At 70.8% G+C, this 13,761-nt stretch carries 16 protein-coding genes; 9 read left to right on the top strand and 7 right to left on the bottom strand.

Translation table 11 applies throughout. From position 1 onward, the window contains the following. Positions 1–55 precede the first annotated feature (55 nt). The 3 genes from ACY34K_RS27615 (at position 56) to ACY34K_RS27605 (ending at position 2,614) form a co-directional block, all read left to right on the top strand. Entirely contained in the window at positions 56–337 is a 282-nt protein-coding gene (locus tag ACY34K_RS27615) for a ribosomal protein L7/L12 (RefSeq protein WP_462751824.1), read from the top strand. Positions 338–465: 128 nt separating this feature from the next. Further along, positions 466–1,683, top strand: coding sequence for an NAD(P)/FAD-dependent oxidoreductase (locus tag ACY34K_RS27610; protein WP_462751822.1), 1,218 nt, complete (start codon positions 466–468; stop codon positions 1,681–1,683). A gap of 34 nt (positions 1,684–1,717) precedes the next feature. Continuing rightward, positions 1,718–2,614, top strand: a complete 897-nt coding sequence (locus ACY34K_RS27605) for an RNA polymerase sigma-70 factor (protein WP_462751820.1) — start codon at positions 1,718–1,720, stop codon at positions 2,612–2,614. Between the two features lie 163 nt (positions 2,615–2,777). Here the strand turns inward: ACY34K_RS27605 and ACY34K_RS27600 are convergent, their stop codons facing one another. Both ACY34K_RS27600 and ACY34K_RS27595 read right to left on the bottom strand, forming a co-directional pair. Then, on the bottom strand, positions 2,778–3,167 hold the full coding sequence (locus ACY34K_RS27600) for a VOC family protein (protein ID WP_462751818.1): 390 nt from the start codon (positions 3,165–3,167) through the stop codon (positions 2,778–2,780). Positions 3,168–3,692: 525 nt separating this feature from the next. Continuing rightward, positions 3,693–4,088, bottom strand: coding sequence for a RidA family protein (locus ACY34K_RS27595; protein WP_462751884.1), 396 nt, complete (start codon positions 4,086–4,088; stop codon positions 3,693–3,695). Positions 4,089–4,225: 137 nt separating this feature from the next. Between ACY34K_RS27595 and ACY34K_RS27590 the strand changes: the two genes are divergently transcribed. Both ACY34K_RS27590 and ACY34K_RS27585 read left to right on the top strand, forming a co-directional pair. Beyond that, positions 4,226–5,197, top strand: coding sequence for a helix-turn-helix transcriptional regulator (locus tag ACY34K_RS27590; RefSeq protein ID WP_462751816.1), 972 nt, complete (start codon positions 4,226–4,228; stop codon positions 5,195–5,197). A 208-nt stretch (positions 5,198–5,405) separates the two neighbouring features. Beyond that, positions 5,406–5,912 carry a GNAT family N-acetyltransferase gene (locus tag ACY34K_RS27585; protein WP_462751814.1) on the top strand — a complete coding sequence of 169 codons (507 nt, stop codon included), beginning with the start codon at positions 5,406–5,408 and terminating at the stop codon, positions 5,910–5,912. A gap of 56 nt (positions 5,913–5,968) precedes the next feature. On the opposite strand, the gene ACY34K_RS27580 is transcribed toward ACY34K_RS27585, so the two are convergent. Beyond that, positions 5,969–6,211, bottom strand: a complete 243-nt coding sequence (locus ACY34K_RS27580; protein ID WP_462751812.1) for a DUF397 domain-containing protein — start codon at positions 6,209–6,211, stop codon at positions 5,969–5,971. Next, positions 6,208–7,026, bottom strand: coding sequence for a helix-turn-helix domain-containing protein (locus ACY34K_RS27575; protein WP_462751810.1), 819 nt, complete (start codon positions 7,024–7,026; stop codon positions 6,208–6,210). Before ACY34K_RS27575 ends, ACY34K_RS27580 begins: the two co-directional genes overlap by 4 nt. A gap of 82 nt (positions 7,027–7,108) precedes the next feature. On the opposite strand from ACY34K_RS27575, the gene ACY34K_RS27570 reads away from it, so the two are divergent. The 3 genes from ACY34K_RS27570 (at position 7,109) to ACY34K_RS27560 (ending at position 8,968) form a co-directional block, all read left to right on the top strand. Beyond that, positions 7,109–7,519 carry a hypothetical protein gene (locus tag ACY34K_RS27570; RefSeq protein WP_462751808.1) on the top strand — a complete coding sequence of 137 codons (411 nt, stop codon included), beginning with the start codon at positions 7,109–7,111 and terminating at the stop codon, positions 7,517–7,519. 102 nt (positions 7,520–7,621) lie between these two features. Continuing rightward, positions 7,622–8,587 carry a hypothetical protein gene (locus tag ACY34K_RS27565; RefSeq protein WP_462751806.1) on the top strand — a complete coding sequence of 322 codons (966 nt, stop codon included), beginning with the start codon at positions 7,622–7,624 and terminating at the stop codon, positions 8,585–8,587. 48 nt (positions 8,588–8,635) lie between these two features. Further along, entirely contained in the window at positions 8,636–8,968 is a 333-nt protein-coding gene (locus ACY34K_RS27560) for a hypothetical protein (protein WP_462751804.1), read from the top strand. A 319-nt stretch (positions 8,969–9,287) separates the two neighbouring features. Here the strand turns inward: ACY34K_RS27560 and ACY34K_RS27555 are convergent, their stop codons facing one another. Next, entirely contained in the window at positions 9,288–10,838 is a 1,551-nt protein-coding gene (locus tag ACY34K_RS27555) for a N,N-dimethylformamidase beta subunit family domain-containing protein (RefSeq protein ID WP_462751802.1), read from the bottom strand. A gap of 246 nt (positions 10,839–11,084) precedes the next feature. Beyond that, on the bottom strand, positions 11,085–11,765 hold the full coding sequence (locus ACY34K_RS27550; RefSeq protein WP_462751800.1) for a GDSL-type esterase/lipase family protein: 681 nt from the start codon (positions 11,763–11,765) through the stop codon (positions 11,085–11,087). A 69-nt stretch (positions 11,766–11,834) separates the two neighbouring features. Here ACY34K_RS27550 and ACY34K_RS27545 point away from each other — a divergent pair, with 69 nt between their 5' ends. Next, the gene (locus ACY34K_RS27545) at positions 11,835–12,830 is read left to right on the top strand and encodes a WD40 repeat domain-containing protein (RefSeq protein WP_462751798.1); all 996 of its coding nucleotides are present in this window, start codon (positions 11,835–11,837) and stop codon (positions 12,828–12,830) included. A gap of 104 nt (positions 12,831–12,934) precedes the next feature. Here ACY34K_RS27545 and ACY34K_RS27540 read toward each other — a convergent pair whose 3' ends face one another. Beyond that, positions 12,935–13,714, bottom strand: coding sequence for a TetR/AcrR family transcriptional regulator (locus ACY34K_RS27540; RefSeq protein WP_462751796.1), 780 nt, complete (start codon positions 13,712–13,714; stop codon positions 12,935–12,937). Positions 13,715–13,761 lie beyond the last annotated feature (47 nt).

Here is a 13,761-nt window from a genome sequence, read left to right as displayed (position 1 = left end):
GCTCGCACGGGGCCGCGACCCTCGCATGCGGGCGGCCTCACTACGATCGTGGATCATGGACATTGGCATGATCATTCTCGCGATCTTCGTCGTCATACTCATGAGCTCGTCCGTCGAGCAGAAGATCAAGAGCACCAACCGCAGAATCACCCGCCTGGAGCGCAAGGTCGACCTCCTCCTCGACCACCTGGGCGTCGAGCACACCGATCCCGCGCTGGCCGAGGTCGGCGACCTGCTGCGGCAGGGGCAGAAGATCAAGGCGATCAAGCTCTACCGCGAGATCACGGGCGCCGACCTCAAGGAGGCGAAGGACGCGGTCGACCGCATGGAGGCCTAGGCACTCCTCGGCTGTGGAGTGATCCGCGTCACGGCGTGTCACAGGATCCGGCCGCGCGGTGTCTTGAGGGCGCACCCCGAGAAGCGCCATGGGGGCGCCGGAGAAGCGTTCGAAGCGGAGGAGACACCATGACCGGGAAGACGCACGTGGTCGTGATCGGCGGCGGGTACGCCGGAGTCATGGCGGCCAATCGCCTGACGCAGCGCGACGACGTGACGGTGACGCTGATCAACCCGCGCCCGAAGTTCGTCCACCGGGTCCGCCTGCACCAGCTGGTGGGCGGGTCCGACGACGCGGTCGTCGACTACCGGGACGTCCTGGCCGACGGCGTCCGGCTGGTCGTCGACACCGTGACACGGATCGACGCGGCCGGGCGCCGCGTGACGCTCGCGGCCGACGGCGTGGCGGGCGGGACGGTCGGCGGCGTGGCGGGCGGGACGGTCGGCTACGACTACCTGGTGTACGCGGTGGGCAGCGGCAGTGCCGACCCGCGCGTGCCCGGAGCGGCCGAGTTCGCCTGTCCGATCGCCGGCCTGGAGGAGGCGCAGCGGCTGCGGCCGGTCCTCGACGACGCGCCCGCCACGGGTGTGGTCACCGTGGTGGGAGGCGGCCCGACCGGCATCGAGACCGCCGCCGAGCTGGCGGAGGAGGGCCGCACGGTGACCCTGGTCTGCGGCGGCGTCCTCGGCCCGTACCTGCACCCGCGGGGCCGCCGCTCGGTGGCCGGGCGGCTGGCCGAACTCGGTGTGACCGTGATCGAGGGCACCGGTGCGAAGGTGACGGCGGTGAGCCGGGACGCCGTTCGGCTCGCCGACGGCCGAGAGCTCCCCAGCGCCGTGACGATCTGGACCGCCGGTTTCGGCGTGCCGGACCTGGCCGCGCGCAGCGGCCTGACCACCGACGACCTGGGCCGCCTGCTCACGGACGAGACCCTGACGAGCGTGGACGACGGGCGCATCGTCGCGGCCGGGGACTCGGCGGCGCCATCGGGCCTGCCGCTGCGGATGAGCTGCCAGGCCGCGATACCCCTGGGCGCGCGGGCCGCCGACACGGTGCTCAGCCGGATCGCGGGTGACCGGCCCCGGCCCCTCAACCAGGTGTTCGCCGGCCAGTGCATCAGCCTGGGCCGGGGCGCCGGCATCTTCCAGTTCGCCCACCGGTACGACGTCGCGGTGGGGTTCCACATCGGCGGTCGCCCCGGCGCGAAGCTCAAGGAGATGGTCTGCTCGGGCATCGTCAAGCACCTGGCCGACGAGGCGCGCAAGCCCGGCGCGTACAGCCTGCACCGCGTCTCCGGAGGCACCAAGCGACGGGAGCTGCTGCAGGCGAAGCGTGCCGCCGCCTGAGGCGCGAGGATTCGAGACATGAGGCGAGACCGACATGAGTGACCGCATCACCGACCCGGCGACCGAGACGTTCGTCGCCCACCGCAACCTGCTCTTCACCGTCGCCTACGAGATGCTCGGATCGGCCGCAGACGCCGAGGACGTGCTCCAGGAGACCTGGTTGCGATGGGTCGGGGCCGATCTGGAACAGGTGCGGGACCGGCGCGCCTACCTCGTCCGGATCACGACCCGCCAGGCGCTCAACCGGCTGCGGACGATGTCGCGCCGCAGGGAGGCGTACGTCGGCCAGTGGCTGCCCGAGCCGCTGCTCACGGCGCCGGACGTCGCCGAGGACGTCGAGCTCTCCGAGAGCGTGTCGATGGCGATGATGCTCGTCCTGGAGACACTGTCGCCGACGGAGCGCGCCGTTTTCGTGCTGCGCGAGGTCTTCGACATCGGCTACGACGAGATCGCGGCGGCCGTCGACAAGAGCCCGGCGGCCGTCCGCCAGATCGCGCACCGGGCCCGCAAGCACGTCGACGCCCGCCGCCCCCGCGAAGTGGTGTCCCCGAGCAGGAAGCGGGCGGCGCTGGAGTCGTTCCAGCGCGCGCTCTCCACCGGGGACCTGCAGGGCTTCCTCGATGTGCTCGCCCCGGAGGTCGTCCTGGTCAGCGACGGCGGTGGCCTCAAGAAGGCCGCGGTGCGCCCGGTCGTCGGCGCGGACAAGGTCTCCCGCTTCATCGTCGGCGGCACCGGCAAGGTAGGCGCCACGCTGACCACCGAACTCACCGTGGTGAACGGCAACCCCGCTCTCGTCCTGCGCCTGGACGGAGAGATCGACGGCATCATGGCGGTCCGTTTCGAGGACGCGCGCATCACCGGCCTCTACTACGTCCGCAACCCCGAGAAGCTGACCCGCGTCGAATCCGAGACCCTGCTCACCCTGCGGTGACCGGGGCCCGCGTCCGAACCCACGGGCCGCGTCCGAACCCACGGCCCGGGTCCGAACCCACCCCTTGAAGGGCCCCGGCGAGGGGCGCTCCGAGGGGCGGGGTGCGGACGGGGTGCGGGGACGGGGGCGCGGTCTCGCCCAGCGGCGTCCCTGGAATCACGCCCTAGGGGCGGGCGTAGGGCCGGGTGATGATCTCCATGTTGTGGCCGTCGGGGTCGTCGAAATAAGCGCCCCGGCCGCCGAAGAGGTTGTTCGTCCGGCCCGGCTCGGTGTGCTGAGGGTCGGCGTAGTAGGTGACGCCGACGGCCTCCAGTCGGGCGATCATGTCGTCGAACTGAGCCTCGGGCACCAGGAACGCGTAATGCTGCGACTGGATGGGTTCGTCGGTCAGCTCGTAGTAGTCGAGCGTCACGCCGTTGCCGAGGTCGACGGGCAGGAACGGCCCGAACGGCGCGTCGACCTTCAGCCCCAGGATGGTGGCGAGGAACTCGGCCGACAGGCGGCGGTCCTTGGCGTAGACGACGGTGTGGTTCAGCTGGACTGCATCAGTCATGTGTGGTGTGTCTCCGGTCTTCGAATCCGCTGGGAAAACGCGCGGCGCTCGGGGCGCCGGTGGGGGAAGACGCGGAAAGGGCGGGGCTCTTGCCCGCCTCGCGCTCACGCCGAGGCCGGGGAGCTCTCTCGTGTGTGGCCCATGGCCGACCCGGCAGTCACCTGACCGACTTTAAATCCGATCTTGTACGGGGGCAACGGCTTTATGGAGACAGCGGTTTGGCCGGAAAACCTTGTCGGCCGCGGCCCGGGAAGCCGCCGTGACGGCCCTTGGCGGGGGTGTGGGCGGCACGGCCCACAGGGGTGCGGGTGCCGGGGCGTCCGGTGCCGCGCGGGCTCCCCCAAGGCCCGCCACCGGCGGCCCGGCGCGCCGGGCCACCGCGGGGAGGCGTTCGAGGCGGTTGACGCGGCTTCGACGGCGTAGCTCCGCACGTGGTCGAGCCCATGACCGGCGGAGTGACGTGCCGCCGCTCCACGTGGGTGCGGCAGCACGTCGTGTCGGCGACCTCGTGTCGGCGACCTCGTGTCAGGCGACGGCGGTCCCCTCGAGCTCGACCATCAGGCCGGGGACCGCCAGCCGTGTCACACCGAGCATCGTGGTGGCCGGTGCCACCCCGGCGGCGCCCAACCGCGACGCCAGGACGCCGTAGTAGGGGAACAGCAGATCGACGTCGGTGGTGTAGACGTTGAGCCGGACGAGGTTCGCGAGGGACATGCCGGCCTCGCCGAGCACGGCCTCCAGGTTGTCGAGGCTCAGCGCCAACTGTGCGGCCATGTCCCCGTCATGCAGGGGCTTGCCCTCGCCACTCGTCGCGGTCTGACCGGAGCAGTACAGGGTCCGGGTGTGCCCGGACACGACCTCACCCTGGTTGAAGCCCATTTCCACCGACCACGTGACCGGGTTGACCGCCGTTCGCTCCACTGCCACATCAGCTCCATTCGATTCGTCGGGAGTCCGTACGTCCCTCGGTGCCGTTACCGCCACCGCCGACGTCGGTGCTCACGAGCCTTCCAACAAAGCACGACATCCTTGGTCATGTATTCGATAGGTTTTCGAGCATGCGCGCCGATCGGCTGGTCTCGCTGGTGCTGCTGCTGCGTCAGCGCGGTCGGATGACCGCGAACACCCTCGCCCGCGAGCTGGAGGTGTCCACCCGTACCGTGCTGCGCGACATCGAGGCGCTGTCCGCGGCCGGCGTCCCGGTCTACGCCGAACGCGGCCGCAACGGCGGGTTCACGTTGCTGCCCGGTTTCCGGACCGAACTCACCGGACTGAACCACGACGAGGCACTCGCCCTGCTGACCGCCGGATCGGGCCGCGGCGAGCAGGCGTTCGGCCTCGGCTCGGCGCTCGCCTCGGCCATGCGCAAGGTCGTCGACGCGCTGCCCGAGACCCATCGGGCCACCGTGAGCGACGCGGCCCGGAGAATCCTCGTCGAGCCGGAGACCGACCTGCTTTCACGCCGGCCGGTCAGCGAGGAGCTGCCCGACACGACCATGATCGAAGTCCGGCGCGCGGTGCTCGCCGGACACAAACTGCGCATCCACTACGCGGCCGCGGACCAGGCACCGCAATGGCGCACGGTAGACCCGATCGGCCTGGTCACCGTGCGCGACCGCGGCTATCTGTTGGCCACGCGCTCCGGCGCCGACCGCACGTACCGGTTGTCACGAGTACGGGCCGCCGAAGAACTCCCGGACCCCGCCCAGCGACCCGACCGGGTCGATCTGGACCGGGTCTGGCGGGAACGCTGCGCGCAGTTCCTGTCCAGCGGCCATATCGCCGTGCTGATGCGGGTGAAACCGGAGCGGCGGGAAGACCTGCTGAACACCGCGGTGGCCGTCCGCGCCGCGGAAACCGACGCGGACGGCAGGCTGCGGCTGGAGGCGACGTTCCAGGATCTCCGCCACGCCGAGTGGGCGCTGTGGCAGCTCGGCACGGACGCGGAAGCCCTGGCCCCGGCGGCGTTGCGCGCCTCGCTGCGCGACCGCGCGGCCGCGATGGCCACACGCTACGGGGACGCACCCTGAGGAAGCCGCGACGGGCGACGTCCTCAGGGGGGACGTCGACGGGTGGCCTCCTCACCGCGCGCGCCGAGACCACTGCCCCGGCCCTGAAGAGGACCGCAGTTGCCGACCCATGTCGATCGGGGCCTGCCCACGCGGCCACCGCCGGTGAACATCCGGCACAGGACGCTTAATCGGTGGCGCCGTCCGGCGTGCCGAGGAGAATGCGTCCATGCGCATCCGAGCCGTGTGCCTGGACGAACTGCCCGTTCTCCAGGACATCGAGAGGGCTGCCGGGCAGTGCTTCCGAGACATCGGCATGCCGGAGATCGCCGATGACGAGCCGCTCCCGCTCGGTGAGCTCGCCCGCTACCACCACGCCGGGCTGGCCTGGGTCGTGGCCAACGACACCGACACCCCCGTCGCCTACCTGATCGCCGACCGGGTCGACGGCAACCTCCACGTCGAGCAGGTTTCGGTGCACCCGGACAGCGCTCGTCGTGGTGTCGGCCGGTTGCTGCTGGACCATCTGGCGGCCTGTGCCGCGAGCGACGGTGCACGCGCCCTGACCCTCACCACGTTCACCGAGGTGCCGTGGAACGCCCCCTACTACGCGCGCTGCGGTTTCCGGCCCATGGACGACAGCAGCCTCACCCCCGGTCTACGGAAGATCCGCGAGCGCGAAGCGGCACACGGCCTGGACCGGTGGCCGCGGGTCTGCATGCGCCGGGCACTGTGACACCACGGTGCCGTCGGACCGGGACCTCCCCTGACGGAACGCTGTCCCCGAAGACGTCATAGGCGGCGCTGCCCGTCCAGGAACGCCGCCCAGGCGGCGGGGGAGAGGGTCAGGGCGGGGCGGGTGGTGTCCTTGGAGTCCCGGACGTGGACGGTGTGGGGGCAGGCGGCGATCTCGACGCACTCCCCCTGCTGGCTGCCGCTGTAAGTGGACTTGGCCCAGGCGAACGCGATCTCGACGCAGGCGCCACCCTGGTCGCCGCTGTAGCTGCTCTTGAACCAGTTGAGGTCTGTGCTCATAGCGCTTGTGCCACCTGTTCGATGAGTTTGGCCGAGTCTTCCAGGTTGAGGGCCTGTGCTCGCAGAGTCCCATAGCGGGCGAACACATCACCTACGTCCGGCTGTTCGCTGAGAAAGTACCGCCCGCCCTGCCCTTCGACGTAGACGAGTTGACTGCGGCGCTCAGCTGTCTCCAGCAAGATGAAAGGTCCGTTGAGCCCGGCATGGGTTTGACGGTTCTCCGGCATCACCTGGATTTCGACGTTCCGCCGCCGCCCGATGTCGAGGATGTGCAACAGGTTCGCTCTGAGCACCGTCGGGCCACCGATCGGCCGAGCCAGAGCGCTCTGCTCAAGTACGAAGCTGACCAGAGGCGTCGGCCTGCGGTGGAACAGGCTCTGGCGGGCCAGCCGTGCTGCAACGGCGGCCTCGATCTCCTCGTCGTCGAGTGAAGGGACGGCGCAGCTGAAGACTGCCCGAGCGTACGGCTCACTCTGAAGCAGTCCAGGGATCAGATGGTTCTCGTACCAGTGAATACCGGCCGCCTTGGCTTCTTCTTCGACGTAGTCCTCGAACCACGCCGCCACACCACTTACCTTCACCTCCTCCGCCACCTCCAGAAGTGCACCTTGTGCACTCAGCATCTCGTCCGCCAGCTCCACGAAGTTCCCCCTCGGGCGCCGCTCACCCCGCTCGATCATCGCCACTTGGGACTTGGAGTATCCGGTGTGGTCGCCCAGAGCCTCCTGGGACACCTTGGCCCGCAGGCGGTGGAAGCGCAGCAGCCTGCCGAAGGCCTTCGCGGCTCCAGGTGTGCCGTTGTTTCCGACGTTCACAACCGTCCTCCCCAGGTGCACAGCCCCGCACAAACAGCTTGTGGCGCTGGTCACAGTAGAGCTCGGCCGCAAAGCTGGTCGCATGAATCCGCGCATTTCACTTGACAAGGTTCCGTCCTGGGTTCCGGCGAGCGGTCATGCCCTGCGGCATGCGGGCGTGCACTTCGACGCCCTCTGTGTGGGCGGGCTGCTGGGCGAGGAAGTGGCCTACGAACTCATGCAGTGCACGGACTTCCGGGCCGGGCCGATCGTGCGGCAGATCGCGGGGGAGCAGAACATGTACTTCCTGCTGCCGCCGCGGACGGTGGCGGCGTACTGCTGGCCGGCGGGCGCGCGGGCGCTGACCCGGGACGGCCGGGGCTCGGTGTACGTAGGGGTGCCCGCGCTGGAGGGGCTGACCTGGCCGCTGGACTGGAGGTCACGCCCGACGGCGGAAGTCCCCTTCGTCGAACCGGACTTGTTGCGCGAAATGCTCATGCGTGCGGTACGGTAACCGCGTCATCACGCTCCGTGTGGAGAAACGGAGCGGTCCCCGGCGGTGCGCCAACACCGGCCGAGGACCTTCACCACCAGTGGAGCTAGAGGTCCACCAGAAATGCTTCGGCATGCTATCGCGCCGGTTCGGCGCTACACCAAGGTCTCGCACGACGTCGTACGCCATCGGCACCTCAGCAGCGACGCGAAGATCCTGATCATCCTCCTTCAGGGGCTCCACGAGAGCGAGCTGTCCAAGCCGCTCAGTGAGCACGCCGACGACCTCGGCATGAAGCCGAGGGCCTTTCAGAAGGCAAAGGCCGAGCTGATCGCCTGCGGGTTCTTCCACGAGTGGAAGTGGCAGTCGGTCAGGGGGCGTTGGAGCACGGACCAGCTCATCTCCAACGTCACCCTCACGCGTGAGGAGGCGAACGCGGTCCGGAGCGACGCGCCGTCCGATCCTCCGTCTCCGCCTCCGCCTTCGCCTCTGCCTTCGCCTCTGCCTCCGCCTTCGCCTCTGCCGGTGGGGCCCGAGTCGCCGAGTGTGCCGGAACCGGCGGTCGGTGGATCGATGTCCCGGGCCGTCGACGGCTCTCCTCCGGAGGAGGAAAACCAGGAGAAGAACCTTCCCCACCCCCCACCCGAAGGACCGGAAGCGGCCGAGGCCGAGCGTGTGCTGCTGTCGCTGCGCCACACGCACCCGGAGCTGCTGCTCGGCGTCCGCGAGGCGCGGGGGCTGGTGGAGGCTGCCGCGGAGTGGCTCCGCCGGGGGATCACGGCGGGTGATCTGCGGCGTGCGCTCACCTCCGGGCTCCCGCCGGGCGGGGTCCGCTCGGCCGTCGGCTTCCTGCGCCACCGCCTGGTCGAGAAGCTGCCCGCTGCCGAGGCTCCGGCGGCGGACGCGCCCGCACGGCCCGCCGCCCTGGTCGCCTGTGAGGGCCCGGGGGACGAGCACCTCTTCCGGCCGGTCGGCGACGAGACCCACTGCGGCCGCTGCCGGAGCGACCTGGCGGCCGCGCGGTCACCTCGTACGACGCGGCTCGTCCCGTGGCGTGCGCGCGTGGAGGAGGTGGCCGCCGGTGCCTGAGCCATACGCTGCTGTCGTGGTCCGAGAGAGGAGCAGAGGCATGGCGACTTGCGGGAGATCGTGGAGGAAGCGGGCCAGGACGTCGGCTTCACCGGGCACGTGGTCGCGCGCAATCTTCAGGGCATCCGTGAGGCCCTGCGCGCTGATCGCCTCGCCGATCTCGATGCCGAACTGGCCGCACTGACCGAGGGGTCCGCCTTCGAGGTGTTCCTCGACCACTGGTGGACGCAGGCGCTCGCCGACAGTGCCGCGGATCCCCAGGACAGGGAGCGCGGGCTCGAATTCGCCGATCTCGCGTTCGCCTTGCGGGTCAGGGAGGCGGGCGGTGCGGGACTTACGCAGGAAGAGGTCGAGGCGATGCTGAGGGACGTCACCTCATGAGGTGCACGATCATCTGGGAGCCTGCCGCGGCCGGGGGGTTGCGACGCCTCAAAGCGTGATGGTGATCGCGTCAAGCCGTTGGTGCAGGCCCTCAGCGCGCTGGCGATCGAACCGGAGCCCCTCGCCAGCAGCAAACTCGGTTCGTAAGGCCTACGGCGGTTACGCGTGGGGCCGTACCGGGCCCCCTACGACGTCGACGGGTCCCGGATGGCCATCAAGGTGCTCTGGGTCGGCAGTACTCAGGCGTGAAGCCCCGGCACCGCCCCGCCCCGGGAGGGTGGAGGCGGCCCGGGTCGCCGGGCGGGGCGGCGGACGGGGCCTAGGCCCGCGGCTTGAGCATCCGCTGGATCAGGTTCTGCGTGGCGCGCTGGACGCGCGGTTCCGCGTGGGCCGGGTCGGTCAGGGCGAGGCTCCAGAAGAAGGTGCCCGCGCAGAACACCAGGGTTCCGTCCGCGTGCTCGCTGAGGCTGGTGTTCTGGATGCGCCTGCCCCGGCCGCCCTTCTTGCCCCAGGTGTCGCCGTACGGGGACTCCGACAGCAGGGTGCGCTCGGCGTCCTCGGGGGCCGGCATCTTGCGGTCGTAGCCGTCGGCCTCCACGCCCACGAGCCCCGCGATCTCCTCACCGTCGCGCAGCCCCGTGCCCGCCCAGAACCAGTGGCCGGGCTCCCTCACGACGAGCGGTGCGGGCTCGGAGAGGATGCCGTTGTACTGCACGCCCAGCAGGCCCTGCTCGGCCCGTCCGTGCTTCTCGTCGCGGTCGTCGCCGAGGTCGCGCCACCGCTTGGTGGGGCCGTACTCGTCGGGCTCCGGGTCCTCGTCCTGCTTGTAGCAGACCACCGCGCGGGCGGGCGTGCCGTCGGCGTCCTCGGCCAGCCGGACGTGGAAGTAGATGTTGTTGGCGGCGAGGAAGGCGACGTGCGTGCCCGCGTCCACGGCCTTCTCGACCACGTCCCGCATGGGGCGGGACCAGTACTCGTCGTGGCCGGGGAAGACCATGGCCGTGTACTGGGTCGGGTCGATCCGTCCCTCGTGCAGGTCGGTGCTGGTGGCGTACGTGATGTCGTACCCCTGCCGCTCGGCCCAGCGGACGAAGGCGATGTCCAGCTCCGCCCAGCGCGGCAGGCCGTGGTCGGAGTACGGCCGGTCGAAGGAGACGCGGTGGGCGCGGTGCTTGTTGTTGCCGACGACGCCGGGCCTGGCGTACCCCTTGTAGAGGTTCTTGCCGGTGCGGCCGTCCAGCGGCCACTGGTTGTACGCCTGGTACGTGGCGAACGGCGCGACGACCAGCAGGTCGGAGGAGCGGGTGGTGTCCCGCACCACGAAGGGCGTGCAACTGCGGTGGCCGTCCTCGGTGGTGAAGACGGCGACGAAGTACCCGGAGGCCAAGTCGTCCGGGACGCGCAGGGTCCAGGAGACCGGCCAGTCGCAGACGATGGCGCCGGTCCGGGGGTCGGGCTTGGGTGTGGGCCGGGGCGCGGCGTCGAGCTCGGGGCTGGTGGCGACGGTGCGGCCGCCCTCACCGGCGTAGTGCCCGATCCGGTGGACGGTCACGGTGAAGCGCTGCGGCGTGCGGACGGAGACGCGGAAGTCGAGGGACTCGCCGGGGCTCACGGATGTGGCGGAGGCGTAGCCCGTGACCTGGCCGAGCCGGTCCTTGTTGGTGCGCTTGCTCTCCGGGGCGACGTGCCAATCGGCCGAGCCGGGGCGGGAGTTCTCGGCGGTGACGGGGTTGTTGCCGCTGCTGGTCCGCTTGCGGACGGGCGGGGCCTTGTCGCCGCGGCCGGCGCATCCGGTGCCGGCGACTCCCGTGACCCCGGCGGCGCCGAGTCCGAGCACGCCAAGAGCAGCCCGACGGGATATTCGGGACATGACGGCACAACCTCCAGATGCCGGGCGGCGCGCGCTTACGCCACCCCTGGGGGTGCCTCATGGGCTCAGGAGTCGAAGCCGTGCGAACACACATTCGTCAATGAGATGGACGAATGCACGGTAGATGTGGGGTTTCTGTGAATCAAGTGAATGTGATCAACGGCATCGCGGAGGAGGGGGCCGAACAGGGGCGCCGACACGGATCACTGGCGGCCGACGCGGATCACCGGCGGCGCCGGCCGGGGATCAGTGGCGGTACGGGGCGCCGATGTCCCACGCCTGGTGCATGGCGGTCGCGAAGGCCTCGGCCAGCTTGTGTTCGCCCGACGGGGCGGGGTGGGTTCCGTCGTAGGTGTCCCGGTGGATGTCGTACGACTCGGGGGGCGAGGCCAGCAGCACGGGGGAGGCGGGCTCGTCGAGATCCGCGACCGCCTTGGCCAGCAGCTCGTTGAAGCGGGCGCACTCGGCGGCGAAGGGGGCGTCGTTCTCGGCCCGCACGTTCGGTATGACGGGCAGGAGCACCGCCCGTATGTGCGGGTTGGCGGCCCGGGCCTCCGCCATGAACGCGTGGACGTTCTCCGCGGTCTGCGAGCTGTTCGTGTAGAAGCCCAGGTCGATCAGCCCGAGCGAGACGAGCAGCACATCGGCCTTGGTCGTCGCGACCGCCTCACGGATCAGCGGGGCCATGTGCAGCCAGCCCTCGCCCCAGCCGGCCAGGTGCTTCCGGGCCTTGTCCGGGAAGGAGGGATCGGCGTAGGCGTGCGAGACGGGTGCCGCGGCGGCCGTGTCGTACAGCTCGGTGCGCGGGCCGACGATGCGGTAGGGGCCGCCGAAGGACGCGTTGAGGTGCTGCCACATGCGGTAGCGCCAGGTGAAGTCACCGGCGCTTCCGATGGTCATGGAGTCGCCGACGAACATGAAACGCATGGGTGCCATCATGGCCGACCTCGCCCGGCCGGGACCGGGCCGGGGGATGTGACCATGGACACTGGGGGCATGCCTTCGTTGCGTACGACTTCGGGTACGGCCGCTCTGGCCCTGGTGCTGCTCGCCGCCGCCCCGGCGACCGCGGCCGACGACGACGGGTTCACGATCGAGGACCCGCGGATCACCGAGTCCAGCGGGCTCGCCGCCAGCCGCAGCCACCCGGGCGTCTACTGGACCCACAACGACCAGGACGAGCCGCGCGTGTTCGCCGTCGACTCCCGGACCGGCAAGACGGTGGCGACCGTCACCCTGCGCGGCGTCGGCAAGCCCCGCGACATGGAGGCCATCTCCGTCGGCAAGGACGGCCACGTGTACGTCGGCGACATCGGCGACAACCTCGACGGCTCCTGGGACCAGGTCTGGATCTACCGCTTCCGCGAGCCGCGGCAGCTGAAGGACCAGACGGTCGACGCGACGCAGTACACGGTCAGGTACGCCGACGGGGCCCGCAACGCCGAGGCGCTGATGGTCCACCCCACGACCGGCCGGGTCTACATCGCCTCCAAGAACGAGGACGGCGGCGGCCTGTACGAAGGGCCCGCCCGGCTCTCCTCGTCCGGCACCAACGTCTTCCGGCGCATCGCCGAAGTGCCGTGGGTCACCGACGGGGCGTTCTCCCCCGACGGGAAGGAACTGGTGCTGCGCAGCTACTTCAGCGCGCGGGCGTACGCCTGGCGGAACGGCAGACCGGGCGCGGACAAGCGGGTGAGCGCCCCGCTGCAGGGGCAGTCCGAGTCGGTGACGTACACACCGGACGGCTCGGCCATGATGTTCGGCTCCGAGGGCCGGGGAAGCGGAGTGGTGCGCGTCCCGGTGGAGGGCGCCGCGCCGGGCGGCTCCGGCGGAGCGGACTCCCCGACCGGCCGGCAGCCGGCCCCGGACGGCGGCGGCGCGGGGGAGGGGGCCGCGCCCCAGGGGAACAAGGGCGTCACGCTCGGGGTCGTCCTGCTCGCGAGCGCGGCCGTCGTCGCACTGGGGCTCAAGCGGCTGCGCCGGCGGGGCTGAGCGCGGCCCCGGGCCGGGTGGCCGGGTGACCACGTCGGGGCGGTGGGGGCGGCCTGGGGGCCTGGGCGGGCGGCCGGGGGTTTCGGGGGCCGGGTGGGCCCTCCTCACGCCTCGTCCTGGCGCCGTTTCGCCGCCACCTTCGCCTCGAAGCCGTCCAGCAGCACCCGCAGCCCGAACTCGAAGTGGTCGAACTCGGCCGAGAACGTGTCCTCGGCCAGCCCGGCCGTCAGGGGGAAGTCGCCGCTCTCCATGGCCCGCACGAGGAACGGCTCCTGCCTGCCCCAGAACTCCGCGTCGCTGACACCGGTCTCCTTCGCCGCCTCCACCGTGTCCGCCTCCATGCGCGCGATGCCCGCCACGAAGCTCTGCACGGAGATCAGGACGGAGATCGTCTCGGGGTCGCTCAGCCCCATGCCCCGTAGCCCCGCCAGGGCCAGTTCCAGACCGCGCAGGGCGGCGGGGCCCAGGACCGTCCGGGCCTGATTGACCTTCAGCAGCCAGGGGTGGCGGCGGTAGAGGTCGAGATGGGCGCGGGCCAGTGCGTCGACGGCGTCGCGCCACTGCTCCGGCAGCGGCTTGCCCGCGGTGAGGGGGACGCCCTGGACGCGGTCGAGCATCAGGTCGAGCAGCTCGGCCTTCCCGGGCACGTAGCGGTACAGCGACATCGTGCCGGTGCCGAGCTCGGTCGACAGCCGGCGCATCGACACCGCGTCCAGGCCCTCGGCATCGGCGATCTCCACGGCGGCGGTGACGATCCGGTCCAGTGACAGGCCCCGCTTGGGCCCGCGGCTGCCGGCGGCGGCGTGCTCGCCGGTGCCCCAGAGGAGTTCGAGGCTGCGCACGATGTCGCCGCTGCCGCTCGTCGTCGCCTTTTCCCTCGTCATGACGGTCAGCGTAAACCCGTGGACAAGAACTGGGTACGGTGTACGCT

The organism is Streptomyces sp. STAM6 (assembly GCF_054963715.1).
This window is presented reverse-complemented; position numbering and strand designations above follow the sequence as displayed.

What these genes read in the sequence shown, in the direction of transcription:
- ACY34K_RS27615 (WP_462751824.1), top strand. Translation starts at nt 56, where the DNA reads ATGGACATTGGCATGATCATTCTCGCGATCTTCGTCGTCATACTCATG.
- ACY34K_RS27610 (WP_462751822.1), top strand. Translation starts at nt 466, where the DNA reads ATGACCGGGAAGACGCACGTGGTCGTGATCGGCGGCGGGTACGCCGGA.
- ACY34K_RS27605 (WP_462751820.1), top strand. Translation starts at nt 1,718, where the DNA reads ATGAGTGACCGCATCACCGACCCGGCGACCGAGACGTTCGTCGCCCAC.
- ACY34K_RS27600 (WP_462751818.1), bottom strand. Translation starts at nt 3,167, where the DNA reads ATGACTGATGCAGTCCAGCTGAACCACACCGTCGTCTACGCCAAGGAC.
- ACY34K_RS27590 (WP_462751816.1), top strand. Translation starts at nt 4,226, where the DNA reads ATGCGCGCCGATCGGCTGGTCTCGCTGGTGCTGCTGCTGCGTCAGCGC.
- ACY34K_RS27585 (WP_462751814.1), top strand. Translation starts at nt 5,406, where the DNA reads ATGCGCATCCGAGCCGTGTGCCTGGACGAACTGCCCGTTCTCCAGGAC.
- ACY34K_RS27580 (WP_462751812.1), bottom strand. Translation starts at nt 6,211, where the DNA reads ATGAGCACAGACCTCAACTGGTTCAAGAGCAGCTACAGCGGCGACCAG.
- ACY34K_RS27570 (WP_462751808.1), top strand. Translation starts at nt 7,109, where the DNA reads ATGAATCCGCGCATTTCACTTGACAAGGTTCCGTCCTGGGTTCCGGCG.
- ACY34K_RS27565 (WP_462751806.1), top strand. Translation starts at nt 7,622, where the DNA reads ATGCTTCGGCATGCTATCGCGCCGGTTCGGCGCTACACCAAGGTCTCG.
- ACY34K_RS27555 (WP_462751802.1), bottom strand. Translation starts at nt 10,838, where the DNA reads ATGTCCCGAATATCCCGTCGGGCTGCTCTTGGCGTGCTCGGACTCGGC.
- ACY34K_RS27550 (WP_462751800.1), bottom strand. Translation starts at nt 11,765, where the DNA reads ATGCGTTTCATGTTCGTCGGCGACTCCATGACCATCGGAAGCGCCGGT.
- ACY34K_RS27545 (WP_462751798.1), top strand. Translation starts at nt 11,835, where the DNA reads ATGCCTTCGTTGCGTACGACTTCGGGTACGGCCGCTCTGGCCCTGGTG.
- ACY34K_RS27540 (WP_462751796.1), bottom strand. Translation starts at nt 13,714, where the DNA reads ATGACGAGGGAAAAGGCGACGACGAGCGGCAGCGGCGACATCGTGCGC.